24 protein-coding genes are annotated in these 26,265 nt (G+C 37.7%); 5 read left to right on the plus strand and 19 right to left on the minus strand.

Annotated features, from left to right (window positions below; all coding sequences use genetic code 11):
* Positions 1-37 precede the first annotated feature (37 nt).
* The 11 genes from LPC09_RS22555 to LPC09_RS22605 all read right to left on the minus strand — a co-directional run bounded on the left by LPC09_RS22555 (position 38) and on the right by LPC09_RS22605 (position 9,446).
* The gene (locus tag LPC09_RS22555; protein ID WP_098798444.1) at positions 38-334 is read right to left on the minus strand and encodes an EscU/YscU/HrcU family type III secretion system export apparatus switch protein; all 297 of its coding nucleotides are present in this window, start codon (positions 332-334) and stop codon (positions 38-40) included.
* Positions 334-2,727, minus strand: a complete 2,394-nt coding sequence (locus LPC09_RS22560; RefSeq protein WP_231308399.1) for a hypothetical protein — start codon at positions 2,725-2,727, stop codon at positions 334-336. The genes LPC09_RS22555 and LPC09_RS22560 overlap by 1 nt, the downstream gene beginning before the upstream one ends.
* Positions 2,728-2,810: 83 nt before the next feature.
* Entirely contained in the window at positions 2,811-3,074 is a 264-nt protein-coding gene (gene flgM, locus LPC09_RS22565) for a flagellar biosynthesis anti-sigma factor FlgM (protein ID WP_098798420.1), read from the minus strand.
* An 81-nt stretch (positions 3,075-3,155) separates the two neighbouring features.
* Positions 3,156-3,581, minus strand: coding sequence for a TIGR03826 family flagellar region protein (locus LPC09_RS22570; RefSeq protein WP_231308401.1), 426 nt, complete (start codon positions 3,579-3,581; stop codon positions 3,156-3,158).
* Between the two features lie 59 nt (positions 3,582-3,640).
* On the minus strand, positions 3,641-4,333 hold the full coding sequence (locus LPC09_RS22575) for a ComFC family protein (RefSeq protein WP_231308403.1): 693 nt from the start codon (positions 4,331-4,333) through the stop codon (positions 3,641-3,643).
* Entirely contained in the window at positions 4,333-4,608 is a 276-nt protein-coding gene (locus LPC09_RS22580; RefSeq protein ID WP_231308405.1) for a late competence protein ComFB, read from the minus strand. Before LPC09_RS22580 ends, LPC09_RS22575 begins: the two co-directional genes overlap by 1 nt.
* A 69-nt stretch (positions 4,609-4,677) precedes the next feature.
* A complete protein-coding gene (locus LPC09_RS22585; RefSeq protein ID WP_231308407.1) occupies positions 4,678-6,168 on the minus strand; it encodes an ATP-dependent helicase ComFA in 1,491 nt (496 codons plus the stop codon).
* Complete coding sequence (locus LPC09_RS22590; protein ID WP_231308409.1) at positions 6,165-6,368, minus strand: Myb-like DNA-binding domain-containing protein; 204 nt, start codon at positions 6,366-6,368, stop codon at positions 6,165-6,167. The genes LPC09_RS22585 and LPC09_RS22590 overlap by 4 nt, the downstream gene beginning before the upstream one ends.
* A 127-nt stretch (positions 6,369-6,495) precedes the next feature.
* Positions 6,496-7,338, minus strand: a complete 843-nt coding sequence (locus LPC09_RS22595) for a DegV family protein (RefSeq protein ID WP_231308410.1) — start codon at positions 7,336-7,338, stop codon at positions 6,496-6,498.
* 168 nt (positions 7,339-7,506) lie between these two features.
* A complete protein-coding gene (locus LPC09_RS22600) occupies positions 7,507-8,190 on the minus strand; it encodes a two-component system response regulator DegU (protein ID WP_098798413.1) in 684 nt (227 codons plus the stop codon).
* Positions 8,191-8,279: 89 nt separating this feature from the next.
* Positions 8,280-9,446 carry a two-component sensor histidine kinase DegS gene (locus LPC09_RS22605; RefSeq protein ID WP_231308412.1) on the minus strand — a complete coding sequence of 389 codons (1,167 nt, stop codon included), beginning with the start codon at positions 9,444-9,446 and terminating at the stop codon, positions 8,280-8,282.
* Positions 9,447-9,578: 132 nt separating this feature from the next.
* On the opposite strand from LPC09_RS22605, the gene LPC09_RS22610 reads away from it, so the two are divergent.
* From LPC09_RS22610 to LPC09_RS22630, 5 genes are all read left to right on the plus strand, one after another.
* Positions 9,579-10,211, plus strand: coding sequence for a YigZ family protein (locus LPC09_RS22610; RefSeq protein ID WP_231308413.1), 633 nt, complete (start codon positions 9,579-9,581; stop codon positions 10,209-10,211).
* A gap of 102 nt (positions 10,212-10,313) precedes the next feature.
* Entirely contained in the window at positions 10,314-11,321 is a 1,008-nt protein-coding gene (locus tag LPC09_RS22615) for an LCP family protein (RefSeq protein ID WP_212135706.1), read from the plus strand.
* Positions 11,322-11,454: 133 nt separating this feature from the next.
* Complete coding sequence (locus LPC09_RS22620) at positions 11,455-14,094, plus strand: N-acetylmuramoyl-L-alanine amidase family protein (RefSeq protein WP_231308415.1); 2,640 nt, start codon at positions 11,455-11,457, stop codon at positions 14,092-14,094.
* Position 14,095: 1 nt separating this feature from the next.
* Positions 14,096-14,743, plus strand: a complete 648-nt coding sequence (locus LPC09_RS22625; protein WP_231308417.1) for an SH3 domain-containing protein — start codon at positions 14,096-14,098, stop codon at positions 14,741-14,743.
* Positions 14,744-14,747: 4 nt separating this feature from the next.
* Entirely contained in the window at positions 14,748-16,268 is a 1,521-nt protein-coding gene (locus LPC09_RS22630; RefSeq protein WP_231308419.1) for a SpoIID/LytB domain-containing protein, read from the plus strand.
* Positions 16,269-16,695: 427 nt separating this feature from the next.
* Here the strand turns inward: LPC09_RS22630 and LPC09_RS22635 are convergent, their stop codons facing one another.
* The 8 genes from LPC09_RS22635 to LPC09_RS22670 form a co-directional block, all read right to left on the minus strand.
* Positions 16,696-18,063: an oligosaccharide repeat unit polymerase gene (locus LPC09_RS22635; RefSeq protein WP_231308420.1), complete on the minus strand. Its 1,368-nt coding sequence runs from the start codon at positions 18,061-18,063 to the stop codon at positions 16,696-16,698.
* 212 nt (positions 18,064-18,275) lie between these two features.
* Positions 18,276-19,331, minus strand: coding sequence for a non-hydrolyzing UDP-N-acetylglucosamine 2-epimerase (wecB, locus tag LPC09_RS22640; RefSeq protein WP_231308422.1), 1,056 nt, complete (start codon positions 19,329-19,331; stop codon positions 18,276-18,278).
* Positions 19,332-19,335: 4 nt separating this feature from the next.
* On the minus strand, positions 19,336-20,925 hold the full coding sequence (locus tag LPC09_RS22645; RefSeq protein ID WP_231308424.1) for an asparagine synthetase B family protein: 1,590 nt from the start codon (positions 20,923-20,925) through the stop codon (positions 19,336-19,338).
* A 9-nt stretch (positions 20,926-20,934) separates the two neighbouring features.
* Positions 20,935-22,365 (minus strand): lipopolysaccharide biosynthesis protein, encoded by a 1,431-nt coding sequence (locus LPC09_RS22650; protein WP_231308425.1) that lies wholly within the window; start codon positions 22,363-22,365, stop codon positions 20,935-20,937.
* The gene (locus tag LPC09_RS22655; RefSeq protein WP_098798403.1) at positions 22,366-23,097 is read right to left on the minus strand and encodes an N-acetyltransferase; all 732 of its coding nucleotides are present in this window, start codon (positions 23,095-23,097) and stop codon (positions 22,366-22,368) included.
* Between the two features lie 20 nt (positions 23,098-23,117).
* The gene (locus tag LPC09_RS22660) at positions 23,118-24,434 is read right to left on the minus strand and encodes a nucleotide sugar dehydrogenase (protein ID WP_098798402.1); all 1,317 of its coding nucleotides are present in this window, start codon (positions 24,432-24,434) and stop codon (positions 23,118-23,120) included.
* Positions 24,435-24,447: 13 nt separating this feature from the next.
* Entirely contained in the window at positions 24,448-25,461 is a 1,014-nt protein-coding gene (locus LPC09_RS22665) for a Gfo/Idh/MocA family protein (protein ID WP_231308427.1), read from the minus strand.
* A complete protein-coding gene (locus LPC09_RS22670) occupies positions 25,454-26,188 on the minus strand; it encodes a hypothetical protein (protein WP_231308429.1) in 735 nt (244 codons plus the stop codon). The genes LPC09_RS22665 and LPC09_RS22670 overlap by 8 nt, the downstream gene beginning before the upstream one ends.
* Positions 26,189-26,265 lie beyond the last annotated feature (77 nt).

Below are 26,265 nucleotides of genomic sequence, written 5' to 3' on the forward strand. Positions count from 1 at the left end.
TACCTCCCATTTTATTATCGGAATATCCGGTCAAGTTTTAATACTTTTTCTCCATTTCTTCAATAAGAAGTAGAATTTCTGCTATAACAGAATAAAGCTGTGGTGGTACATTTTCTCCTAAATCTATATCTAAAAGATGTTGAACAAGTCCCTCATCTTCCTGCATTTGAATGTTATGTTGTTTTGCTAGTTCCATAATTTTGGTTGCAAGCAACCCTTTACCTTGAGCTATAACAGTCGGTGAACCACCTTTGGATTCATCATAGCGAATGACTGCAGCAGAAGGACCATTTATTTGACGACGATTTTTTTGATTAAAATATTGCTGTGACATCATACTGAAAAATCGTATCCTTTCTCGGTCATTTTAGACAATTGAGTTTGTTGGGCACTTGGTGTAACAGTTTCTGGTTTCTCATTTGTGTTAAGTGGCTCGAACTTGATTCCCGCGATGTTATAACCAATATCACTTAGCCTTTCTTTTGCTAGTTCAGCAAGAGGCTCCATTTTTTCTTGAAAGCCATGTTGATCATTCTTTATCTTTACAGAGAGCGTACGGTCAGTTGATGTTAGCGAGATTCCTACTTCTCCAAGTTTTTTTGTTTCAAAAAGAAAGAATAAGCTACAATTCTCCCAATCTATTTTTTCATTCTGATTTTTAGAGTTTACAAAAACCTTCACATTTTCTAATTTTTCTTGTAGTAATAAAGGTAATGTGAACATTAGACTTTGAAGTCCAGATGGGTCGTTTTTACTTAGTAGCTGCTGTCCAGTGATTGAATTGAGCACCCCGTCAGCTTTACCCTCTCCATCATTCATTTTTAATAAAAAGCTTTTAAGCGACTGTGGTAGACTTTCCTGATTTCGATCTCTTGATACAAGTGCCTGAGCATGATCCGTTTCATGTGTTAAGCCTAGATTACGTAAATATTCATACGCATTTCTAGCCATCGGCTCTTGTTTTAATGCATTCATTGACATTTCAAGATTTTGCGTTACTTGTTTTGATGCTGGTAAGTTTTCTAAATTTCCGAGCTCTTGTGACACAAAATGCTTCACACGGACATCTGAAGGTTTAAAGATCATTTTATCTAATACCGTTCTAACCTCTGAGACAATCTTTGTTGCTCCACTGAAATCACCTTTAGAAAGAAGCTTTTTAGCATCAGCTAGTTGAGCACTTGCCGTTAACATCTTCTTCTCGGTTCTCATATCTGCATAAAGCATAAAATCACTTCGAAGTATCGCTTGATCTAACTTTTGAATCACAGTTTCAAGCATCGGCTTTGCCGTGATGGTTGAACGCGATTTAAACTGTTGAACAAGTTGCTCCACAGTTTGTAAGCTTTTAGAAATATCGTTTTTAAAGTTTTTGAAATCAATTGCCATTTGCGAAAGTTTTTTTGATACTGTTTCCACGATAAAGTTCTTAGATTGAATTGGAAGAGACGCAATTAGCTCTTCTTGCATTTGGTATGCTTCTGCTTGGTCTACTTGAGTAATAGAATTCTGATTCTGCGATACGGGAATCTCATTATTTATTTTTGTTAGAGATTGCATTAATTCTTGTCTAGCACCAAGCTCTTTTCCACCATGAACAAGCTCTTCTGCTTTAGCTAGAGAGTTTGCAAACGTTTCTTGCTGCTTTTGATTTAAACTAGTGGCTTGATCGAGAACTGTTGATAACTTCTGAAAAACTTCATTCATGCTCGGTTCTTTTTTTAACACTTGTATAGCTTTTTGAATGAGTTGGCTTGAATTTGTATTGGTGTTATTAAGTGTAGTTGATTCTTTTTGCACTGTTTCTAGTCTGGGCTGCTGCACCTGTTCTTGGCCCTGATTAGCCACTCTTGCCATGTTTTCAAGCTTCGTTGCATCAGAAAGTTTCGATCCCACATTCTGTAATCGTCTCAGTTCAGCAGAAAAGGATTCTCTTAGCTTTTGAACAACTTCTTTAATATTTCTAGAGTTAATATCTGACTTTAGTTGATTAAGTAGTTCTAACTTCTTTGGATCAACAGTTACTTTTTCTAATAAATTTATAGCTTCTGATACCCTTTGGGCAGCTGCTTTTAATTGTAGTTGAGATTGTGCTGAGTTCCCTTCAGATTTCAAAGAATTTTCGGTTCTTCCTTGCGATTTGAATTGAAACTCTGGGTCTATTTGTTTTAATACTTCCTCAATCGAGCTTGCGAATGATTTCTCGTGTAATGCCTGGTGTACAGTCTTTATATGAATAGCTGTTGGTTCTAATCCTTTTTTCACCAAAGCTGAAAGAGTTTCAAGCTTTTGATCTAGTGTTCCATTTTTATCATCCATAAAGGTTTGGATTTGTTGAAAGGTATCTTTATTAAGGGGTATTCCTTTTGAAAGAAGGAAGTTAACAGCTGATTGTGTTTCATTCGAAACAGGTGCTCCACCATTTAATTGCTTTGCTACTCCATTTGTACCAGCTAACGAATTTGTTTTTTCTGTAGTAGACAAAGAGATTGCTTTGACTTGTGGAATTTCCTGTTTGGTATTCGTTATTTCAACTGTCACTTGATTTTGTTTAGGAGGCTCTCCTTCGAACTTTACTTTGACGTCCTGGCCTCTTATTTGTAGAATAGCTTCGTTTTGAGGCAGTCTTTCTTTGACGAGCGCACTGTAAATATCTCCTTCCTTCAATGGGACTGATTTTGTAGAAGGGATATGAGAAGAGACTTTAAGCTCTGAATTTATTTGCACTTTTCTCACTCTCCATGATTATGAATATTTCGGGTACGCTCGTCCTTGAGCTATAGTGAACATCCGTGTATTAGATGTTTATGTTACTTTTTATAAAAATTCAATAATCCTTTTGCAATTTCCTTTGGATCAATTGTGTAGGTTCCGTTCTCTAACTGTGCTTTAATTGCTTGTACCTTTTCTTCTCTTGCTTTTGCAACCTCGTTTGATTGCTGAAGATCAATTGCTTCAGTAGAAATTTCAACTTTGTCTTTCTGCACTTGTGATTTTTGATTCGCGAGATCGCTTTTCTCTTGGTTTCGTTTATAAGGATTAACTCCCATTGATCCTATATTATTTATTTTCATGAGTATTCCTCACTTTCTCATTCACCCTTCGAATGTCTACTCTGTATATCGGATTATATTAATTTATTATTTAGCCATTCCTTACTTTTTAGTACTTTGGGAGTAGAAAGCAGCAGTTGATGGCGAACTTTGTCGTTTGTTTCGTTCGCTAATCTGAGCTTCTTGCTCTACTTGGTGAAGCTGCTTGTGAATGTCTTGGCTACAACTCTCACATAAACGATCTTTTCTAATCGAAGTCCCACACTTCTCACACGGATATCCCAAGTTAGGAAAGTTTGATAACTGAATTCTTCCAGTTCGAATAAACTTCAAAATCAGGTCTCTAGACACACCAGTACCTTCCACAACCTCATCTAAAAGTGCTTTACGATTGTCACGTTTTCTTAAATAGGCATAAACTGTTTCAAATTTCTTTTCTTCTTCTTTATAACATTTATCACATACAGACCTAAATTGTGTTTGTACAAATAATGTATCACATACAGGGCAATTCGCTAATTCTCCCATAGTATATTCTCCTATTCAGTTTCTTTATATATAGTATATCGGCACATATTTTAATATTTTTAGCTTCTAATTAATGTTAAAGAGGAAACGGAAGCTGCTCCATTGTCTTTCAACACCTTAGCAGCATGTCTCAATGTACTACCAGTAGTATAGATATCATCAATTAATAGAATCTTCTTGTTCATTATTTTACTAGAATCTACTATAGAAAACACGTTTGAAGCTGTTAATCGTTCCTGTCGTGATTTTTTTGATTGTTTTTCATGGTGGGTTCGCGTGAGGATATCGATTTGAGCTAGTGGGAGAAAGGTAGCGAGCAGCTTTGCTTGGTTAAAACCTCGTTCATATAACCGCTCTGGGCTTAGAGGAATTGGAATCGTAAAATCTATTTTCTCTTTAACAAGATTTGTTTTGTAGCATGCTAAAAAGTCATTATGAAAAACCTCTACTAACGCAGCATCACCGCGAAACTTAAAGGTAGCAAGCAACTCTTTCATCGAATCATTATACTCAAAAACAGAAACATTTTTCTGTAGCATGTTTTTCCAGTGTTGGTCATTTTCCCATGTCTGACAATCCTGACAAACTTGCTCATTTTCTTGAGGTCTAAAACAAAGGGGACAGGTCGGGGATTGAATCTTTTTTAAACTCTGATAACACTCATCACAAGCTTTCGGCTCACTTAACAAAAAACTAGACCAACTCATTTGCTGCGAAAGCTCTTCATGACAAATAAGACATAAAATAAGCATCAAACTCCTTGTGTTTGACATAATGGTTGATCGGAAACAAGCTTTGCACATTCTGCTAGTTTCACTAATAGAGTAGTCATTTCCTGTTTATCTATAAACTCGGCTTTTACATACATCACCTTATCAATGTTCGTTACATAGCGTGGCTTTGTTTGGTTTAATGAAAGAGCAAGAATATCATCCATACATTCTGAACAAGTGCATTTGATATGAAGACCGTGCTTATATTCATCTAATAATTCCTTCATAATCCGTTCCATCGCATTAATAACCATATTCTTAAGTCTCCTCACTCAAATTATGAATATATTATGCCATATGAAAAGGATTCCGGAAAGTAGTTACTATTTTTTGGTAATATAGTCACTCTTGTGTGCTTTGTGATTCATTTGCCCTATATGGCTTTTGGCCTCTATCATGGCTTTTGTTTTTCCGTAATGAAAAAAGGTAATATTACCTGTGGGATAAGATGCACTTCTTCCAACTCGACCGGAGATTTGCACGAGAGCACTTTCTGTAAAAATACCATCCTCACTCCCAAGCACGGCCACATCACTATTCGGAATCGTAACACCCCTTTCCAAGATGGTTGACGTCACAATAATTGGCATCTCACCACTTCGAAACCGCAGGACTTTTTCACGGCGTTCTGGATCTTCAGCATGAACTCCTTCGATTCGCTGATCTAATTCTCTACACAAACCAACGACCTCATCAATAAGTCTTACAGAAGGCACAAATAAAAATGCCTGCTTTCCGCTTGTTAACCTCTCCTTCAGCCACTCCACGACATTCTTCGGGAGCTTCCCTTTACTAAGCTGCTTCCTCCAATTCCCACACCAAGCAAATTCCGGTACTGGCAACGGATGACCATGATATCGAGCGGGAATGGTCACGGCATCCCGCTTCTTCTGTTTTACTTCATTCTTCCAATTCTCAGATGGTGTTGCGGTTAAATAAATAAGAGAGCTTTCTACTTTCCGGGATTTTTCTACGGCGAATTGAAGAGAGGAGTCGGCAGAGTAGGGAAAGGCATCAACTTCATCTACAATGATGCAATCAAACGTTTGTTTAAAGCGCAGAAGCTGGTGGGTAGTGGAGATGGTAAGAGCTGCTGATTTGTGTTTTTCCTCACTGCCGCCATATAGAGCAGCTATTGAGGTTGAAGGAAATACATGTCGCAGGCGAGGAGCTAATTCAAGTACAACATCAGTGCGGGGTGTTGCGATGCAGATTTTTTTACCTTCAGAAAGTCCTCTCTCAATGCCTTTAAATAAGACCTCTGTTTTTCCGGCTCCACAAACAGCCCAGACTAGTAATTCATTGTTGTTTATCACAGCGTTTTCTACATGTTGCGAGGCCACGGCTTGACCTTTCGAAAGCTGGCCCTCCCATTTTAACTTGGAATCTGCTTTTTCTATGAAAGGTGGCCCACTCCAGCTATAAAGTGGGGTGCATTCACTAATTCTGCCCATCATAATACACTTTCGACAATAATGGCATTGCTGCTCCCCACATTTGGCACATGAGAAGGATGAAAAGAAGGCAGAGTTTGTGTTACCACATCGGGTGCAGGAAAGTCTTTGTTGTTTTCGTCTTATACCATAGTTTATCTGAATAAAGCCTTGCTCATAATGTGATTGAATTTCTTCTAGAGGGAAAGGAATTTCTGTAAGTAGTAATTCCTTCCCTTGAAGATGTTGTTGTAGTTTCTTTGAAAAAGAAAAATGCGGATTTTTTGATATTTGTGGTAGTTTCTCATACCTTGACAGAGGTTGACCTTCATTATAGGTAAAAACCGGAGTGAAAAACGAGTTGTTATGTATAAATCTCATATGTCACCTTTTAAAATCTTTCGGTAACGTTTTTCAACGCTGATTGGTGTACGTGACAGCTGTTCGGCAATATGTCTAAATTTCATTCCACTATTTCGTAATTCTAAAAGTTTTCGATCCTCAAGAGTTGTCCAATGGCGATATGTACGTTTACTTTCTTCTTGGTCTTGTTGCATTGTATGGTTGGATGGAGTATCCAATTGCTTAAAACCCCCTTATTTTTCTAATTTCTAGTATGAGTTAATTCTAGTTATATGTCTATATTTTTAGCAAAAATTAGGGAGTTAGTACTAATCAACCAGTACTAACTCCCCATAATATACCCTATTATTTCTTATACCATCCAATCCCAATTGCACCTTCACCTAAGTGTGTGCCAACGACGGGACCAAAATAACTTACCATACATTCGATATTTTCATACTTCTCTTGAAGCTCTTCTTTCATCTTCTCCGCTTCCTCCGGACGATTCGCATGAATCACAACAACCCTCATCGGCTCGTTATCCTTCGCATCCTCATGAAGCAAATCAAATACTCTATTTAGTGCCTTCTTTTTCGTACGCACCTTTTCATAAGGCACAATTACTCTGTTTTCAAAATGAAGAATTGGCTTTACTTGAAGTAAACTTCCAATTAGTGCGGCTGCCCCACTTAAACGTCCGCCTTTTTGAAGATTCGTTAAATCATCAACCATAATATAAGCACTCATTGTTTTTTTCATTTCTTCTAATCGTGCCATGATATCAGTCGGTGCTTTTCCTGCTTGAGCCATTTCTGCTGCTTCTAGCGCGTAGAACCCCTGTACCATTGCGCTTACTTCGGTATCAAACGTATAAACCTCTATGTTCTCTACCATGTCTCCTGCAGTTGCTGCTCCGTTATATGTACCACTAATACCACTTGAGAGATGAATTGAAATTACCGCGTCATATTCTTTTGAAAGTCTTTCAAATAGCTCAACAAACATTCCGATCGAAGGCTGTGATGTTGTTGGTAGGTCTTGATGTTCTTTCATTTTTTCGAAAAACTGTTTTGAAGTAATTTCAATTTCTTCCTGGTAGGTTTCATTCCCGAAGTTTACACTAAGAGGAATCATATGTATGTCATGTGATTCACGAATATGTTGAGGGATATATGCTGTACTATCTGTTACAATAGCCGTTTTCATAGTCAATTTCCTTCCTTGTCCATTATCGTTTTGTCCATTTCCCATTCTACCGGAAAATGCAGGGAATATCTATTTGTTTAGTGTATGTAATTTGTCTCACATTTTATTACTTGAAATTTTGGCAGAAAAAAAGAGCCAGCACTCCTCATAGAGTCTGACCCTTCACTCTTACTTCACTTCAACCCAACCATTTTTAATCGCGACAACAACGGCTTGTGTACGATCGTTCACATTCATTTTTTGCAAGATGTTACTTACATGGTTTTTAACGGTTTTTTCGCTTATAAACAATGCTTCTCCAATGCCGCGGTTACTTTTTCCGTCAGCAAGCATTTGAAGCACCTCACACTCACGACGTGTTAAAATATGTAATGGACGTCGAATTTCAGGCTGCATCGGCTGAAGATTAGCTTGTCCATTCGAAGTGGCAAGGCGTCTAAATTCGTTTACAAGGTTATGAGTAACCTTTGGATGTAAATAAGAGCCGCCGTCTGCTACAACCTTAACTGCTTCGATTAATGTGTCAGCATCCATTTCTTTTAATAGATAGCCTCTTGCACCTGTTTTCAGAGCGTGTGTTACATAGTTTTCATCATCATGAATCGATAGGATGATGATTTTTGTATCTTCATTTGCTTCAACCAATTGTTTCGTTGCTTCGACACCGTTCACTTTAGGCATATTGATATCCATGATCACAACATCAGGCTTGTGTGCATCAACGATTGCTAATGCTTCTTCACCGTCGTCACCTTCTGCAACTACCTCAAAGCTTGGTTCGAAATCTAAAATGCGTTTAACACCTTCACGAAATAATTGATGATCATCAATAATGGCAATTTTCGTCTTCATGAGCTTACGCCTCCCCATCGTCTATTCTAGTCTAAATGGCATCCATTACGTCAATATGTCTTTAGCCGTATTTATACTAGGAATTGGTATTAAGTGCCATGATATGGGACTTGGAACATGATAAAAGTCCCTAATCCAACTTTTGAGTCAATCGTCATCTTTCCGCCGAGAAGATCGACTCGTTCCTTCATTCCAATCAGTCCAAAAGATTTTTTATCTTTATTTCCTTTTGCTTCCTTAATATTAAACCCTATTCCATCATCTTTCACAATCATTGTAATCGACTCACATGTAACCTCAACTTTAACGGTTATTTCATTCGCATCCGCGTGCTTTAGTGCATTTGTGACAGCTTCTTGTGCTAGTCGGAATAACGCAACCTCAAATCGCGGTGGAAGTCGGTGTCCATCAATTTCGCCAATGCTTTGAAAATGAATTTTGGTTTTTCCATTATATTCTTCGATTGTGTCCATATATTTTCTGAGGGTGGGTATAAGTCCTAAGTCATCTAAAGCCATTGGTCTTAGGTCATAAATAATTCTTCTTACCTCATATAAAGCATTTCGGACGTTTTTTCGAAGGTTACGGATTTCTTTAAACCCTTCCTCCGCTCCCCTCTCACGATAAATACGTTCAATTAACTCAGAACGCATCATCACGTTCGCAAGCATTTGCGCTGGACCGTCATGAATCTCCCTAGACACACGTTTTCGTTCTTCTTCCTGCGCTTCTATAATACGCAAACCAAAATCCTGCTTTTGCTGGGCATCCTCTAACAGTATACCAACTTGGCGAAGATCGCTGTTTAAATAATTTAAAACAACGGAAATTTGTCCAACAAGCGCTTCTGATCGTTCAATAATTTCTTGAAGCCCCAGCAAACGTCTTTCTAAATCATCACGGCGATCACGAAGCTGCTTTTCGTGCTGCTGAAGCATAGAGTGCTCTACCTGAAGCTTATGAGCTTTTTCATAGGCTTCACGAATTTCATCTTCAGTAAAGTCTTTGAAATTTTTACTCACCTGTGAAAGTCGGTTTCGGGCAAGTCTGGCTTGAACCTCAAGCTTATCTCCCTCATCAATCACCGTATTCACTTGCTTTTTGATTTCAACTAACTCTTCTACTAAAGACTCATACTGCTGTCTGGACTGTTCACCGATTATAAAGATTTCATCCTTACTTCCAGCAACCGTCCCAATCATTTTGTCTAATATTTCATCAAGTAAATTACTATCTATTTTTTGACTGGAGTTCATTGTTTTCCCTCCGACTTTTATACCATAATTTTAGTTTGTCACATTTTTAACAATTGAAGTAAAAAATTTGTCGTTTTATAATAAAAGAATGTGCTATTCTAAATCTGCTTGCTTGTCAGGAGGTGTACAAGCATGCTTTCACACTATTATACCGTAAAAGGCTATGGAGAGCATGAAATTGTTATACAAAAATCACGTTTTATTTGTTATGTAGAACGAGTGAACACGGAAGAAGAAGCTACTCAATTTATTCAACAAATCAAGAAAAAACATCATGATGCCAATCATAATTGTTCAGCCTATTTAATAGGAGAAAACGATACCATTCAAAAAGCAAATGATGACGGTGAACCGAGCGGTACAGCTGGTGTCCCTATGCTTGAAGTTCTGAAAAAGAAACAGTTAAAAGACACAGTAGTTGTTGTTACCCGTTATTTCGGCGGAATTAAGCTAGGAACTGGCGGCCTCATTCGCGCTTACGGAAAATCGGTTTCAGAAGGACTATCAGCAATCGGAATCGTTGAACGCAAGCTGATGCGTGTGATGCATACAAAGATCGACTATACATGGTTAGGTAAAGTCGAAAATGAACTGCGAGATTCTATTTATAAAATAAAGGAAATTCATTACCTAGAGCAAGTCGAAATTGAAGCCTTTGTTGAAGAAGCTTCCATAAATACCTTTGAAAAATGGATGACAGAGCTTACAAATGGGCAAGGTTACATTATAAAGGGAGAAAATATTTATTTAGAAGAACCGATTTAATACCAAAGCTTTGATGATCTAGAAGGTGCCCGCAGAAAACAAGCGCCTCCTGCGAAACATTTCACGAAGCCTACCCAAACACTAAATAAATGAGGGATAGTAGTGGCTACTAGATTAAAAAATAAAAAAGTGAAGAAAAAGAAAAGCTTTTTGAAACGAATTCTTCTTTTTCTTTTACTTGTTCTTTTAGGTGTAGGCGGATATACCGGCTACACAATTTATAAAACCTATGCAGCAGCAAATCAATCGTATTCAGAATTGGAACGCGGTGAAAAATCTGAGCGAAGAGAAACAGCTGTTAAAGTAAATGAAGATCCATTTTCGATTCTTTTAATGGGTGTAGAGGATTATTCCTCGGGTGGAGAAAATGGACGTACGGATACATTAATAGTTGTCACCGTAAATCCAACACTTCAAACGATAAAAATGTTAAGTATCCCTCGTGATACATTTGTTACTCTCCCGGAGGATGGAAGTGAAACAAAAATAAATCACGCCTATGCCTTTGGCGGAAAAGAGTTAACAATTGAAACAACAGAAGAACTTTTGGACATACCAATCGATTATTATGCTACTGTTAGCTTCCAAGCGTTTAAATCAATTGTCGATGAGCTTGATGGTGTAACAGTCAATGTACCTTTTGATTTTTACGAGAACAGTGATGAAGACGGCAAACGAATTTATTTTGAAGAAGGACCTGCTGAGCTTGATGGTGAAGAAGCTCTTGCCTATGCAAGAATGAGGAAAAGAGATCCTCGCGGAGACTTTGGAAGAAATGACCGTCAAAAAGAGATTATTACAGCCATTATCGACAAAGCCACCTCTCCAGCTAATTTATTTAAAATTGATGAACTAGCTATGCACATCGGAGACAATGTTGAAACGAATTTTAGAATATCGCAAGCGATCGCCCTACAACAAAAATATCCAAACATTAATGGAGATAATATTGAAAAGCTAACAATTGAAGGCAGCGATGAATATATTAATGATATTTATTATTTTATTCCGGATGAAGAAATGCTTGAAGAAGTGCAGCTTGAGCTACAAACACATTTAGAGCAAGAACAACAAACCTCGACAAGCACCTCTTCAGATTATCAAAACTAGACAGATTAAGACATTATTCCCAAAGACAAACTTTTTATAGTTTGTTAGAATATTTATATAACTTATCCTCTGAATTTCCCTTTCAGAGGTATTTTTTTGCCAAATAAAATATAGGAGAGGAGAACTAGGTATATTGAAATGGTTTAGAACACTTATTGCTGTCACCTTCTTGTTTTTAAGTATCGGTCAGCCGTTCTCTACATATGCGGCGGAATCAACCGAACCCTACCCCTTCATCGGTCAAGTAACTGGTGATACTGTTAGCATGCATAAAGGTGCTACGACGAACTATGATGTTGTTTCTACATTGAAAAAAGGAGAAATTGTGGGGGTCATAGGAGACTTTACCAACAATTCAAATGAGGAATGGCTGAACATTTCTGTGAACTCCGTGAAAGGCTGGGTTAAGAAAACCAGTGTTTCCCCATTGGAGGAAGCACCCTCATCACTCTACGCAAACAAAAATCTTGCCGATGTTAGAAAAGGAGCATCAACATCTTATCCTTCTGTTGAAACATTACAATACGGACAGAAAGTAACCGTAATTGATACGTATGTAAGCACACAAGGAGAAATTTGGTATCGCATTGATTTAGGAAGTGTTCAAGGTTGGGTGTATAGTGAACAATTAACTAAAACACCTGTTGTCCAATTGCTTCAAACAAATCAATCCACAACCGTTCATAGTGGTGCAACATCTTCATACAAAATCGTCGCTACTCTTGAAGAAAATGTTGAATTAACTATTATTGATTCTTTTACCAATAATCAGCAAGAAGTATGGTATCGAATTCAGCTCGAAGATGGAACAAAAGGTTGGGTCCATTCAGAATTCACTGAAGTAATTCAAGAGAATAATGACACAACACAAAGCTTCCCTATTGTTTATGTGAAAAATGTAGGTTCCAAGATTCATAGTGGTGCACTAGATTCATATCGTGTTGTGTATCTACCAAACCAAAATGAAGCATTACAAGTTATTGATGAATTCACGAACAACTTAAATCAAACATGGTACCGTGTTGAATTAAGTGCTGATTTAAAAGGCTGGATTCTATCAACCGAAGTTCAAGAACAACCCCTTCATGAGAGTCAAATTGTTGGGAACTATGTTTTTGTTAAAAATGATGGAGCTGTTGTTAGAAAAGGTGCATTAAGCAGCTATCCTACAGCAGATACATTAACGGTAAATGATGATCTGAAGGTAATAGGCACATTTATTAACCAAAACGACGAATTCTGGTTACGTGTTCAAACATCAAACAATGTAACAGGCTGGATACTTGCTACAGACACTCAAAAGGAAACGATAGTAAACACCACTTATTATCTTAATACAAACGGTGTTGTAAGAAGCGGTGCCCTTGATTCTTATCGTCAGTTAGCATCACTTTCTCAAGGTTCTGCTGTTTACGTTATTGATACTTTTGAAAATAACAATAAAGAGCTTTGGTATCGAGTGACATTAGAATCTGGTGAGAATGGCTGGATCAAGTCAACAGCTGTAACGAGCAAACAGTTCCACCTTAATAAATCATTCGTTGTTGGTACTAATAGCACCTACGTTTATAAAGGTGCCATGCATCATTATAAAAAAGTAACAAAACTTCCATATGGTTCGAAGGTAAAAGTTTTATTCGAATTTATTAATGATAAAAATCAACATTGGTACAATGTTCAATTATCAAATGGAACAAAAGGCTGGGTACCTAAGGCAGAATTATTTACTAGCCTTTCAGACAGAACCTTTGTTTACCCGCTTAACGCCAATGTGCTACACAAAAGTGCAACTGCAAGCTCTGGATACAACACAAAAGTTCAAGCAGGTGAACAATTAATTTACCTTTGGAGTCACAATGAATGGATTAACGTTGAAAATTCAAAAGGTGTCCGAGGCTGGATCCTAAAGAATGACACAAGGGAATTCATTCCAAACATTTTCTTAAATCCTAAGGTTTCTCAATCAGGAAATGCCACAACATTAGTTTGGGATAAATCATTGAATTTTGCTGTAGGAAACAAGCTTCTTTCAAATGGAGTTGTTCAGCTAACAGGAAGCAAGCTTCATACTGTTTTACCTTCTCAATCGATTAAAGGATTGAAAAACATCTCAGCTACATCTAGTGCCATTACGTTAACACCTGAATCAGGCTATTTGATTGGAGTACGCAACAACAGCAAGCAAACTCAGGTTAAGGTCATGCCAATTGGATTAGCTGGTAAGAAAATCATTGTTGATGCAGGTCACGGAGATCAAGATCCAGGTGCCGTTGGTCCAACAAAATTAAAAGAAAAAGATGTAACATTAGACGTTTCAAGAAAATTAAAAGCAGAGCTTGAGCGCCAAGGAGCAATTGTTACCCTTACTCGAAGTGGTGATACGTTTTTAACTTTGGCACAGCGTGTTGCGATTGCAAACTCATCAGACAATGATGCCTTTATTAGCATTCATGCAAATGCTAGTGTGAGCACATCTGCACGAGGGACAGAAACATACTATAACACTGCCTATAACTTTAATGGCCCAAAAAGTAGTGTACTAGCTTCTTATATTCAAGATTCATTAGTTGATAGAATCAACACCTACGACCGTGGCACAAAAACAGCGAACTACTATGTACTAAAAAATAACGAACTACCAAGTGCATTAGTTGAATTAGCCTTTATCTCAAATCCAAACGAAGAGTCCATGCTAAAAAACGACATTACACGTGGACAAGCTGCTGTTGGAATTGCTGAAGGCCTTAAAAAATACTTCACTGGAGGAAACTAAGATGAAAAAGAAAAGTATGTTTGTTATCTCTTCTGTTTTTCTTACTGGATTTTTAGTAGGAAGCTACACCCCTACTCAAGTCGGCTCAGCTGCAAGCAATGTTGTGCTAGCAAGTGTTGAGTGGGTAACAAACCAAATCAATCCTCTTCAATCACGAGTAACAAAACTGGAAAGTGAAGTAGCCTCTCTAAAAAACGCCATAAAAGATGGTGGTGGCTCTGAGACAACTTTGCCTTCTAAAGTTTATGTAAGCAGTACATCTGCAACCGTTCATAAAGGAGCAACTAAAGATTACGCAGTTGTTGCTACGTTTATGAAAGGAAAAGAACTTTCTGTTATTGACGAACACGATGGTAGCACTGGTAAATGGTATCGCGTTGAATATGCAACAGGCAAATATGGCTGGATCTATTCTGGCGATGTTTCAACAACAACAGTCGCTAAGCTTTCAACTGTAACAATCACAGCAACAGCAACCGTTCATAGAGGAGCAACAACAGATTATCGTTCAGTTGCTGTATTACAAAAAGGGACAACCGTTAAATATGTAGGTTCGTTTACTAACAACAACGGTGAACTTTGGTACAACGTTGAATTATCAAACGGTGTAAGAGGTTGGATTCAAGCAATCTATGGAGAGGTGAAATAATAGTATGGCTAAAAAAGTTCTATTAGGTGTTTTTCTGACACTTAGCCTACTATGGAATGCAGATGCCGCTAATGCTGCATCAATTAAAACATATTCTAATCCCGTTGCTGTCCAACTCGTTGATATTTCAACTAGTACACTTAAGCTTCAAAGCATCTATGAATTAACGAATAAAGCAAACAACCAAAAAACTTACTTTTTACCGGGTCTTAATATTACGATTACCCGTTCACAAAGCAATGTAAACATTGACGCAGGATCTGCTTCTTTTTCTTCAGCAAGTGGATTTGAATTAAAAGAAGTGTATAACGTTGCCCAATATGCACGTTTCACCACAACAACTGATCTTAAAAGTGGTGCTACATCAGATTATCCAACAAGAAAGTCGTTAACAAAAGCAGAAACAGCTGAATATATTGGAAGCTTTGTTAACAACAAGGGCGAAACATGGTTCAACGTTCAGGTTGCAGATGGAACAAAGGGCTGGGTCCCTGCTAAAACAACCTTAATTGACAAAAATACCGTTTCGCTGCCGACGATTGCCTACGGTGCTAGCGCTTATCGAGGCGGTATGTCTCTTCTACCAAAAACAGCTGGTAAAGTAGCAATCGTCAATAATCTTGATCTAGAAGACTACTTAAAAGGTGTTGTACCAAATGAAATGCCAGCATCATGGCATAAAGAAGCTTTAAAAGCACAAGCAATTGTAGCGAGAAGCTATGCGGCTAACAGCATGTCTTTAAAAAATACAACTGCAAGCCAAGTGTACAAAGGCTACACATCTGAAGATGCTAGAACGAATCAGGCTGTTAGCGAAACAGCTGGTGTGGTCGTGAAGTATGGCGGTAAGCCAATTCAAACATTTTTCTACTCAACAAGTGGCGGCCGAACTGCAAATGTTGGTGATGTTTGGAACTCAAATCAAGCGAGCTTCCCATACTTGATTTCCGTTGATGATCCTTACGAAAATTCACCACACAGCAACTGGCAAAACTCATTTACATCAAGCATGATTCTAAACAGCTTCGGATTAGATCCAGCAACAACAACACTTTATGATATTAAAACAAATCCAACAGGAGCCAATGGCGAGATAACAAGTGTCACCATTAGCACGTCTGCTGGAGAAAAAACAGTCACAGGTAACGAGCTCACAATCCGTAAGCTCTTCCCAATCGAAGGAAGCTACGGCTTCTTAAAATCAAACTGGTTTACGTTAAACGTAGATAAAGAATACACCGTTCAAACCGCTAGTGGCCAACAATCACAATTAAGTGTTTCCGGCCAACAAGTCATGACGGGCACAAACACAACATCAACAATTTCATCATCAGACGTTTCCATTCAAACAGCAAGTGGAACCATCACAAAAGAAGCTGACCCTGCCTCTATTACCGCTACAGGTAAAGGCTGGGGCCACCGTATCGGCATGAGCCAATACGGCGCCAAAGGCTTCGCCGAAAACAACTGGAAAGCTGTTGATATTGTGAAGCATTACTTCCCTAATACGGATGTTTCGAAATAATGGATACTAAAAAGCATGGATCTGAATTGATCCATGCTTTTTATATTTCTGTAAACTCAGTGATGTTAGATATAATTAATAACAATGCCGAACTCTTACAATATTATTGATACCCATTTACCTTTTGCAGCTGGGGCGAGTCAACATTACTTAAATGAAGACCATCTTGCTTACACGGGCGAACCAGATTGGTCTTCATCACTCATATGAGAACCATCTCTCTTCCATTATTCACCCAACTTGGTCTTCATCACTCATATGAAAACCATCTCTCTTCCATTATTCACCCAACTTGGTCTTCATCACTCATATATAACACCATTTCCCTTGCACGTCCTCTAACAATCAAAATTATCACTCTACATTGAGACTATGAAAACAATAAAAGCCCCATCCACAATGTGAATGGAGCTTTTCCATCAACTTATCATTCCTTCACCGACGTCCATTTCCCCGTCCTCTGACTGATAAACTCCAACAGCCTCAAGAAAATGAAAGGTGCAATTAAGACAATTAATATCGCAACCCATAACGTATTAAGAAGGAAATCTGTAAATCCACCGATTACAACTCTTGGTATATTCACCGTGAAATACACAAACAAGGCAATGTACAATGGATTTTTTTGCAAACGAAGAAACGCAATATAAATCAATTGAATAAACACGCCAACATAAACGGTACCAAGTATTAATCCAATATATCCAAAGTTCGCAAAAGCTTCTCCTGCGAATAAAGTGTTTAACACCCCTGCTGTTCCCTCTTCGACACGTTGTGGGAAGTAAACCTCCATCGCTAAACGAGCTGAACGTATTTGTTCAATATCGTAAAGGCCGATGATTGAAGATGGCAAGCTCTGTCCCATTAACAGCGGCATTTTATCAGAGAATAGCTCTAAATGCATGTAGTATCCAGCAATTTGCGTAAGAATTAAGCGACCGACCGGACCACGATTATAATCTAAAAATGCACTTGGATCGGACACACCTTGAATGACTACATATAAAACAATAATTCCACCGATGGCTATTGTCCCAAGAGCAATCACACGTGACCACGTAAGCTTAATCACTTGAAGGTAAAGCAGTAATAAAATAAACATTAATAAATAGAAGAAAATCGGTGCTTTAGACAAATCATAAATTTGAATAAACACTGAGCATGAAAATGTAATAAGAAACAGTGCAATCCATTTCATTTTCATTGTTTTATAGCTATAAATAAACGTAATCATTGATAAAATCGGTGTTAGACCGATCGCAAAAATGTTACGAATGAGTGTATTCCCCTGGAAGCCTCGGGCAGCTTCAATACGAAGCTCAGCTAAGTTGCTGCTACCTAGCAGCAATTCAACAAGTGGAATGGCTTCTAAATAATAGATTGTGTAGGCAATCGATAGAAGAGAAAGTCCTGTTAACCCTAAGTACACAAGATATGTTAATTTGTCTTGTTGAATCACGATAGGACTTTTTAGATAAGTATCAAATTCCTTTTCCGCTCGAAAACCAATCAAGTTTGACACAAAATACATTGACAATGGCAGCATCACCATGACAAAACAAATCGTATAAAAGCCAATCACACGATAACGATCGTCTGATAACAGATTAATCATATAATGCTTATCAATGTCCAAGGCGATAAGTAAACTACCAATAAAGGAAGAAATAAATAATGAATAATAGAAGACAAGAGAAAGTAAATTTGGTTTTAATATGGACATCGTTCCTGCGGACTTTTTAAACAAATAAAAAGATAGAACAGCTACAATGAGCCAAATCGTGATATATAGCACTTGATTAGACCTCCAGCTCTGATGTTCTAAAATTGAAGCTTCTTTCGTAAATATTGTTGAAGTGACTAGATAACTAGAATCACCAACAATACCTGCGAAAATAGCCTAACTGAGTTTTTCATAATTCCGGAATTGACTGGCACCACCAACAAAAACCAGGATTGACAGACACCACAAACTAAAAAGGGGCGTCCGTTAAGCGCCCCTCTTTCTTATTTGTCGCTTATCATTTTAACAATTTTTTCGGAGGTGTTTCCATCCCCAAATATTGGTGGGTAGTCAGAATGGCATGGTGCTTGAACGGCTTCTAAGATTTTCTCTGTATCTGCTCCAACTAAAATGTTGGCATCTTGATGTAATGTTTCAACCCACTCGGTTTCATCACGAAGCGTCACACATGGAGTCTTCACAAAGTAAGCCTCTTTTTGTACCCCGCCAGAGTCTGTTAAGATCTTTTTCGCATTTTTTTCTAAAGAAAGCATGTCCAAGTATCCGATTGGTTCAATAACCTTTAAACCTGGAATGGCGTCAAGATCTATACCAGATGATTTTAGCTTGTTCTTAGTTCTTGGGTGAATAGGCCATACCTTTGTTCCTTCAACCTTGCTGAAAGCATCAAGAATATTGTTCATACGCTCAGGATCTTCTGTGTTTTCAGCACGATGAACCGTAATTAAGTAAAATTCTTTTTCTGTTAAGCCCAAGTCGTTCATTAACGTTGATTTGTCAGCAATGTCTTGGTTATACATAACCGCGTCATACATAACGTCTCCAACGTTAAAAACGTTTTTCGTAATGTTTTCTTTTTCAAGATTTGAAACAGCCGTATCTGTTGGGCAAAATAGAAATTCTGACACATGGTCTGTTAAAATACGGTTTACTTCTTCAGGCATTTTTTTGTTAAAGCTACGTAAGCCTGCTTCGATGTGAACAATTGGGATATGTAGCTTTGATGCAGCAAGTGCTCCTGCTAATGTTGAGTTTGTGTCACCGTACACTAACACATAATCAGGTTCTTCTTTTAGGATAATTTCTTCAATACTTGTTAGCATATTTGCCGTTTGAACACCGTGAGATCCTGACCCTACGTTTAAATGATAATCAGGCTTTGGAATGTTCAATTCCTCAAAAAAGATATCAGACATATTGGCATCATAATGTTGACCAGTATGAACAATGATTTCTGTATGTTGCTTTCTAATTTCACGGGAAACAGGACCTGCTTTAATAAACTGTGGTCGTGCCCCAAGTATCGTTACAATCTTCATATTATCAACCCTTTAAGTTATTAATATAATTTTTCACTAGAATTGAATTGATGTTATAGGGAGTATGATATTTGCTTCCCTTTACTTTAAATGATAGCGAATTAAGATATTGAACATAGTTACCCGTAATTCCGTACCATTCCATCGGATCTTTATGATAACGGCTGTACAACTCTTTTTTATTATAAACCTTCTTTAACAGAGGATAGAGTGCCCCATATTTGTTTTTATAAGAAGTAGTCTTTCCAACCGGATTGTTCGGCTTATCAAAGTAATGGGGATACATTTGATGCAAGGTATAATCATATAAGTATTTCTTAAAACGTTGATCAACCGGAACCTTTAGAAAGAATTCTACGAGAAGGTCGTCCCACAGTGGAATTTCCCAGCCCTGATGGTAGAATTCGTATACTCTTAATGAGTTAATAATAAATTTCCCTTGTCGTTCCTTCCAATCCCAATACTCAAACAACGCACTTGCTTCTTCACGATTTTCAAAAGGTAGTCCTTGAAGTTGTTCAGCAATAGACGTATGTACAGCCTTCGTAACCTGATGATCATTTGTTATCCATAAGCGATGATGCTTTTTCATAATTTCCTGAACAATTTCGTCTACTGTATACGAACGATCAATCATTAACTCATATGGAATATGACTTCCCGCGATAAAATCTCCTGAATGACCAGGCATAAACACATATTCATGGTCTTTTGCTTCTAATTTTTGTAGAAGACTTTTGACTGCTGGCCAATCTTGAATATGGGCGATTGATGATAGATTCGTTCCGAAATCTTGATACTTTCTCCACTCATCTGAATGATACCATTGAAACCAATCGCTTTTTGTATATGGAAAAACAGACCAATCTAAGCCAAGACGGTTCGCAATTTCCTTACTCCGTACCGCTTCCTTGCTTGTTGGAACGCCATATGTAAAGGTTGTGATGTTTTTAACATCATATTCCTTTAACAACAGAGCAATAATACGAGAATCATATCCCCCACTTAAAGGGATAATCACTTTTTTATCTTTTATACGCTTAACCATTTGATCAAACGTTTGATGAAAAAGCTTTGAGAGCTCAGTAGCTGCTTCCTCTACATCCATTTCTATTGGAGAATGATAGTATCTGAAGTACGTTTCTTGACCAAGATTCTTCCCGTTAAAAATAAGAAATTGACCAGCCTCAACTTGATACAATCCGTGATAAAGAGTACGATTGCCCGCGGCATACCCTGTTAAAAGGAATTCAGAAACCGATAAATCATGAAGCTCAGTATCAACATCACTTTGTGAAACCTGATCTTTAATGATGAGTCGGTCGTTTTTTTGTTGATAAAACAGAGGAATTGTTCTTTTACGATCAACTGCAGCAATTGTTTTCTCAGGATCATGATAAACAAGCGCAAACTCACCCTTAATTTTCTCAAAAAATTCCCGATGAAAGGATAGTTGAATGAGTTCATCAAGAGAGTTACTTGTAAACAGCTTATCTTGATAGTAAAAGTATCCCCTAAAATATAATTCTTTATTGTCTATTTTTAACTGTGACCAGCTATTTGAAAGAGTCAGGCTCACATTATTGATTTCCAAGTCAATCACCTAATTTGCTGTTTCGTGGATTGTTTTTTTTCTTAGCTCTTTATCAACACGAGTGATAAGCAGGGTAGCAAGATACACGCCCCAAGCTAGAACGATGTATAGTGTAGATAATCCATTTTCCTGTACATAAACAATCCCGATCGTGCCGATAAGCATAATAAGAAAAATTAAAGACATTTTCCAGTATGAAACTGGTACATAGTATATTTTTTGACTTTTGATAAAAATATAAATAACCGCTATGATATTTGACACTAAGAAAGCCACAACGACTCCCCATATTGTATACTTTGGAATCAACAGAAGATTTAATACAATATTTAAAACGGCTGCTGCCATAAATGCATAGGAAATAATTTTTGTTTTCTTTTGAAAGAAAATTCCTACTGAAATAATTAGATAGTAGAAGTTTAAAAATGTTGCGGCTGCAAGCAGTGCTACATATTGATAAGCAGATTCATATCCATCTCCTAGCAATAAAATAACATAAGGCATAATGGTTGCCACAACGAGTACCCCGACTGTACCCATGATTAAAATGATCAGGTACACTTTCGAAAAAAGCTCTTTACTATCAGGCTTGTCCTTTAATGACATTGAATAAGGTCTCCATGCCATTTGGATTCCACTTGTAACAAGCGTAATCAGAGCCGCAAATTTCGTCGCAACTCCATAGATCCCAACATCTTCAGCTGTTTTCATAAACGCTAAAAAGAACGAGCTGGAGTTTAAAATCACCCAGAATGCGATTGAAGCTGGTACTAGTGGTAGTCCGTACTTCAATAAGTCCTTTAAAACCTCTTTATTAATCTTAAAGTTGATCGCTTTAGCTAAAGGTCGGGCCAATAAAAGGACAATCAGAACTCCACTAATAATGCGGGCATAAATAATTCCTTCAACAGATTCAATAACCAGTTCAAGGAAAAGATAAGAGCCAATCGCTACTAATAGCATTTTCAAAACAGTGAGAATAACAACCTTAAGTGTTTTAAATTCATATCTTAGCACCGTCAAAACAAGTGCTGATAAGGTATCTAATAATAAAATGGCTATACTCAGATACAACAGATAAAGTCCATTGTCTGACTTTAGTAAGGTGTCTGCAAAAAACGGACCTACTATCACAACGACAAGAAAAAGAAGTAAAACCATAGCTAACCGTATATTTAATACATTTTGTACATATACTTTTCGCTTGTTTTCATCCTTCGTATCAAAATAATAAAAAGCTAATGCAGAATCTGTTCCTAGTATAACTAAAAACAGCAGCATCGAAGTCCATCGGTCAATAATATCAACTGGTGCATATTCTGGAGCAGTTAAAAAATGTGTGTAAACCGGCATCATAATGAATGCAATCATTTTCGTTCCAACATTCATTAATGCATAAAGGAGGGAATCCCCTCCTAGACGTTTTAAATTCTTTAACACCTATAACAGCTCCCGTTCCTCAACCATTCGTACAGGCTTAGCTGGGAACCCTTTTACAACTGTTTTTTGTTCCGTATCTTTTGTTACCAATGCCCCTGCTGCAACAAATGTTTCTTCTTCGATAACAACGCCTGGTAAAAGAATTGATGCTCCACCTACACGTGCTGCGCGTTTTACGACTGCGCCTTTAATTTTATCGAAGCGTTCTTCCGTACGTCCCATAAAGTTATCATTTGTTGTTGTCACACATGGTGCAATAAAGACGAAATCTTCAAGTGTTGTGTAAGCTGTGATGTAAGCATTTGATTGAATTTTTACTCTGCGACCGATTTTCACATAGTTTTCAACCGTTACACCTCTACCAACAATACACTCAGGTCCGATTTCTACGTTTTCACGTACACTCGCTAAGTCAGCAACAAGTGTTGAGGAACCGATTGTTGAGCCGGCATAAAGCACTGCATTCGTACCAATTGTTACATCATCTTCTAATTGAAGAGGTGCAACAGCTCCTGAAAGCTTCACAGTTGATGTTTTCCCCGGTGAAGGCTGTTTTCCTAGTACAGCTCCATCTGCAATACGAACATTGTCACCAATCACTGTGCCATCATAAATCGTTACATGATTACCGATTGTTACGTTTTCACCGATCTTTACATGTTCGCCGATCACATTAAAGTGACCAAGTGTAACTGAATCGTTCACAACTACTGTTGAATGGATACTATTCATACGATCCGCTCCCGTCTTTATTACAGTTTGATATATCTCTCTGGCTTTTTCTCAACATCTTTTAATGCATTACGAGTATCAAATACAACGCGACTGCTGTTTGCAATCAATTCATAATCAAATGTTGTATGATCTGTTGCAACTAATACTAAGTCAGCTGAAGATAATAGATCTTCTGTTAAAGCAACTGTTTCAATTTGCTTATCAAGTAAACGGAATGCTGGTACAAATGGATCAACCACTGTATAATCCGCACCCTCTTTATCTAAAATCGTTAAAATATCTAAAACTGGTGATTCACGAACATCATCAATATCCTTCTTGTAAGCAACACCTAAAACCGCAACTTTTGCTCCACGAAGTGCTTTGCCATCATGGTTAAGAATGCGCATCATACGATCTACAACTAATTCTGGCATTGAGTTGTTAATTTCACCAGCAAGCTCGATTAAACGAGTGTGATAGTTGTATTCACGTGCTTTCCACGTTAAGTAGAATGGATCGATTGGAATACAGTGACCACCAAGACCAGGGCCTGGATAGAACGCCATAAAGCCGTATGGTTTTGTTTTTGCTGCATCGATCATTTCCCAAACGTCAATTCCCATTTTTTCACAAAGAATCGCCATTTCGTTTGCTAACGCGATGTTAATGTGACGGAATGTGTTTTCGAAAATTTTCTCCATTTCCGCAACAGCTGGGCTTGATACTTCAAACACGTCTCCTTCAAGAACCGCACGGTATAGTGCAGACGCAACCTTTGTACAATTTGCCGTTACACCACCAACAACTTTTGGTGTGTTTTTCGTTTTGAATTGCTTGTTACCTGGATCAACACGTTCTGGAGAGTAAGCAACGAATACTGTGTCTCCACACACTAAGCCTTTTTCTTCTAATGCCGGTACAACGATTTCTTCTGTTGTTCCAGGGTATGTTGTTGATTCTAAAACAACTAACATGCCTTCACGCGCATACTTCGCAATTTCTTTTGAAGAGCTTTCTACATAAGATGTATCAGGCTGTTGATGGTGATCAAGTGGTGTTGGTACACAAATCGCCACAGCATCTACTTCTGTAATACGGTTATAATCTGTTGTTGCTTCAAGCATGCCCGACTTGATGATTTCTTCTAGATCTTCGTTCACAACGTCACCAATATAGTTTTGCGCGTTGTTTACTTGATCAACACGGCTTTGTTGTACATCAAAACCGATTACTTTAAAGCCAGCTTTTGCTTTTTCAACCGCTAACGGTAAACCTACATATCCTAAACCAACAACTCCGACAACCGCTTGTTTATTTTCAATTTTTGATAAAATCGAATCTAAATGAGACATTACGTTCACTCCTTTATTGTAAAAAGACTTTCTTACCTGTTTCCGCTGATTCTAAAAACGCTTCAATAAGCTTTACAGGTGCTAGTCCGTCTTTACCAGTTACCACTGGCTCTGTATTTGTTTCAACTGCACGAACCATATCCTCGATAATCCATTGATGACCTGGTTTACCAAATGGATCTTCTTTAATAGTTTCGATTAGTTTGTTCTTTTCTTCTTCGTTTATATCACTTACATTTAATGTTTCGAAATAAATCGCGTTCGGTCCGCCTACTTTTACTGTACCCGCTTCACCGAAAATCGATAGAGATTCTTCAAGATTTTTTGGATAAATCGTAGTTGCCGCTTCAATAACACCTAAAGCACCACTTTCAAATTCAACAACACCAACTGCTACATCTTCTGTTTCAATGTTACGAAGACGAGTTGCTGCCATTGCTTGAACCGATTTAACTGGTCCCATGAACCAAATTAACAGATCTAAATTATGTATCGCTTGGTTCATTAACACACCGCCGTCAAACTCCTTCGTTCCTCTCCAAGCAGCTTGATCATAGTACTCTTGACCGCGATTCCAACGAACCGTTGCATTCGCATGGCTCAGCTTACCAAACAAGCCTTTTGATTTAATATCTTGAAGAGCACGAATAGCTGGACGGAAACGATTTGGGTGAACAACAGAAAGCTTGATATTCGCTTTTTCTGCAATTGCAATAATCTTCTCAGAGTCACTGCTCGTTAACGCCATTGGCTTTTCCATAACAATGTGCTTGCCCTTAGCTGCAATGATTTCAGCAAGCTTAAAATGAAGTCCTGATGGCACACAAATATTTACAACATCAATATCTGTTTGCTGCTCAAGCATTTCATTTAAATCCGTATATACGTTACATAACTCTTTATATTCTTCAAGGCGCTGTGCATTTGTGTCACAAACCGCCACAAGATTTGCACCTTCAGCATTATTAATCGCATCAATATGTTTTTGAGCAATAAACCCTGCCCCTACAATCGCAAAATTAATCATTTAATGCCCTCCTAGCTTCACGAATGTATCTCCAAAGTAATAAAACAACTAACATTAGAAAAAAGCTCAGTGCAAATGATACAACTGCATTTTGAACTAGGTAATTGTCTGATTGAGTGATGGTTTCGCTAATTAATCTTGGTGGATCAAAAAGCAATAAGTCAGTCTTCATTCGACTAATAGATGTTTCATATTCAAATGCTATTTTATTCATAGTAGCAGCAGCAACTAAAAGGTCAGGATCTACTGTTTCACCTTCTTCTATTTTTTCAATAGCATCATTATACGTTGGTAAAAGCTTGCCATTTTCCTTTAGACCTTTTTCGTATATTTCAACCGTTTCTTGTGTACGATCATATCTTTCTTGGTAATTTTGTTGTAAATCCTCGGCATAAGAGGTGACTAGTTTTGTAAGCTGTTTATGAACGTCATCTCTATTATCAGCTGTTACCTTAATTTGGACTTGTTTGCTTTTAACAACTGTAAACTCAGCATCAGAGCCCTGTTGATCTTTAAGATATTCTGCTTGCAATAATTCAGGGTCTGTTAACTTACCTTTTATATCAGCAGTATCAAAAATCGCCTTCCCAACATACTCCCGACTACTAAACATTGAAAATGCTGACACAATGAGGCAAATGACTAATGGAATACCAATAAGCAGCCACTTTTTTCTCCAGAAAAACACTAGATTTTTATAAAACAGATATTCTTTTTTTTCGGACATTATATTTACCCTTTCTTTTGCATTGGATAAATGGAAAGAACCCGCCTCTTGGCGAGCTTCTTTCCAAAAGCATGTTT

The sequence above is a fragment of the Metabacillus sp. B2-18 genome (genome assembly GCF_021117275.1).
In the GTDB taxonomy this organism is placed as follows: Bacteria; Bacillota; Bacilli; order Bacillales; family Bacillaceae; genus Metabacillus.

Bases quoted from the DNA above. Each gene is read 5' to 3' on its own strand.
- LPC09_RS22555 (WP_098798444.1), bottom strand. From the start codon at position 334: ATGTCACAGCAATATTTTAATCAAAAAAATCGTCGTCAAATAAATGGT.
- flgM (WP_098798420.1), bottom strand. From the start codon at position 3,074: ATGAAAATAAATAATATAGGATCAATGGGAGTTAATCCTTATAAACGA.
- LPC09_RS22570 (WP_231308401.1), bottom strand. From the start codon at position 3,581: ATGGGAGAATTAGCGAATTGCCCTGTATGTGATACATTATTTGTACAA.
- LPC09_RS22575 (WP_231308403.1), bottom strand. From the start codon at position 4,333: ATGCTTATTTTATGTCTTATTTGTCATGAAGAGCTTTCGCAGCAAATG.
- LPC09_RS22580 (WP_231308405.1), bottom strand. From the start codon at position 4,608: ATGGTTATTAATGCGATGGAACGGATTATGAAGGAATTATTAGATGAA.
- LPC09_RS22585 (WP_231308407.1), bottom strand. From the start codon at position 6,168: ATGAGATTTATACATAACAACTCGTTTTTCACTCCGGTTTTTACCTAT.
- LPC09_RS22595 (WP_231308410.1), bottom strand. From the start codon at position 7,338: ATGAAAACGGCTATTGTAACAGATAGTACAGCATATATCCCTCAACAT.
- LPC09_RS22600 (WP_098798413.1), bottom strand. From the start codon at position 8,190: ATGAAGACGAAAATTGCCATTATTGATGATCATCAATTATTTCGTGAA.
- LPC09_RS22605 (WP_231308412.1), bottom strand. From the start codon at position 9,446: ATGAACTCCAGTCAAAAAATAGATAGTAATTTACTTGATGAAATATTA.
- LPC09_RS22610 (WP_231308413.1), top strand. From the start codon at position 9,579: ATGCTTTCACACTATTATACCGTAAAAGGCTATGGAGAGCATGAAATT.
- LPC09_RS22625 (WP_231308417.1), top strand. From the start codon at position 14,096: ATGAAAAAGAAAAGTATGTTTGTTATCTCTTCTGTTTTTCTTACTGGA.
- LPC09_RS22630 (WP_231308419.1), top strand. From the start codon at position 14,748: ATGGCTAAAAAAGTTCTATTAGGTGTTTTTCTGACACTTAGCCTACTA.
- wecB (WP_231308422.1), bottom strand. From the start codon at position 19,331: ATGAAGATTGTAACGATACTTGGGGCACGACCACAGTTTATTAAAGCA.
- LPC09_RS22655 (WP_098798403.1), bottom strand. From the start codon at position 23,097: ATGAATAGTATCCATTCAACAGTAGTTGTGAACGATTCAGTTACACTT.
- LPC09_RS22660 (WP_098798402.1), bottom strand. From the start codon at position 24,434: ATGTCTCATTTAGATTCGATTTTATCAAAAATTGAAAATAAACAAGCG.
- LPC09_RS22665 (WP_231308427.1), bottom strand. From the start codon at position 25,461: ATGATTAATTTTGCGATTGTAGGGGCAGGGTTTATTGCTCAAAAACAT.
- LPC09_RS22670 (WP_231308429.1), bottom strand. From the start codon at position 26,188: ATGTCCGAAAAAAAAGAATATCTGTTTTATAAAAATCTAGTGTTTTTC.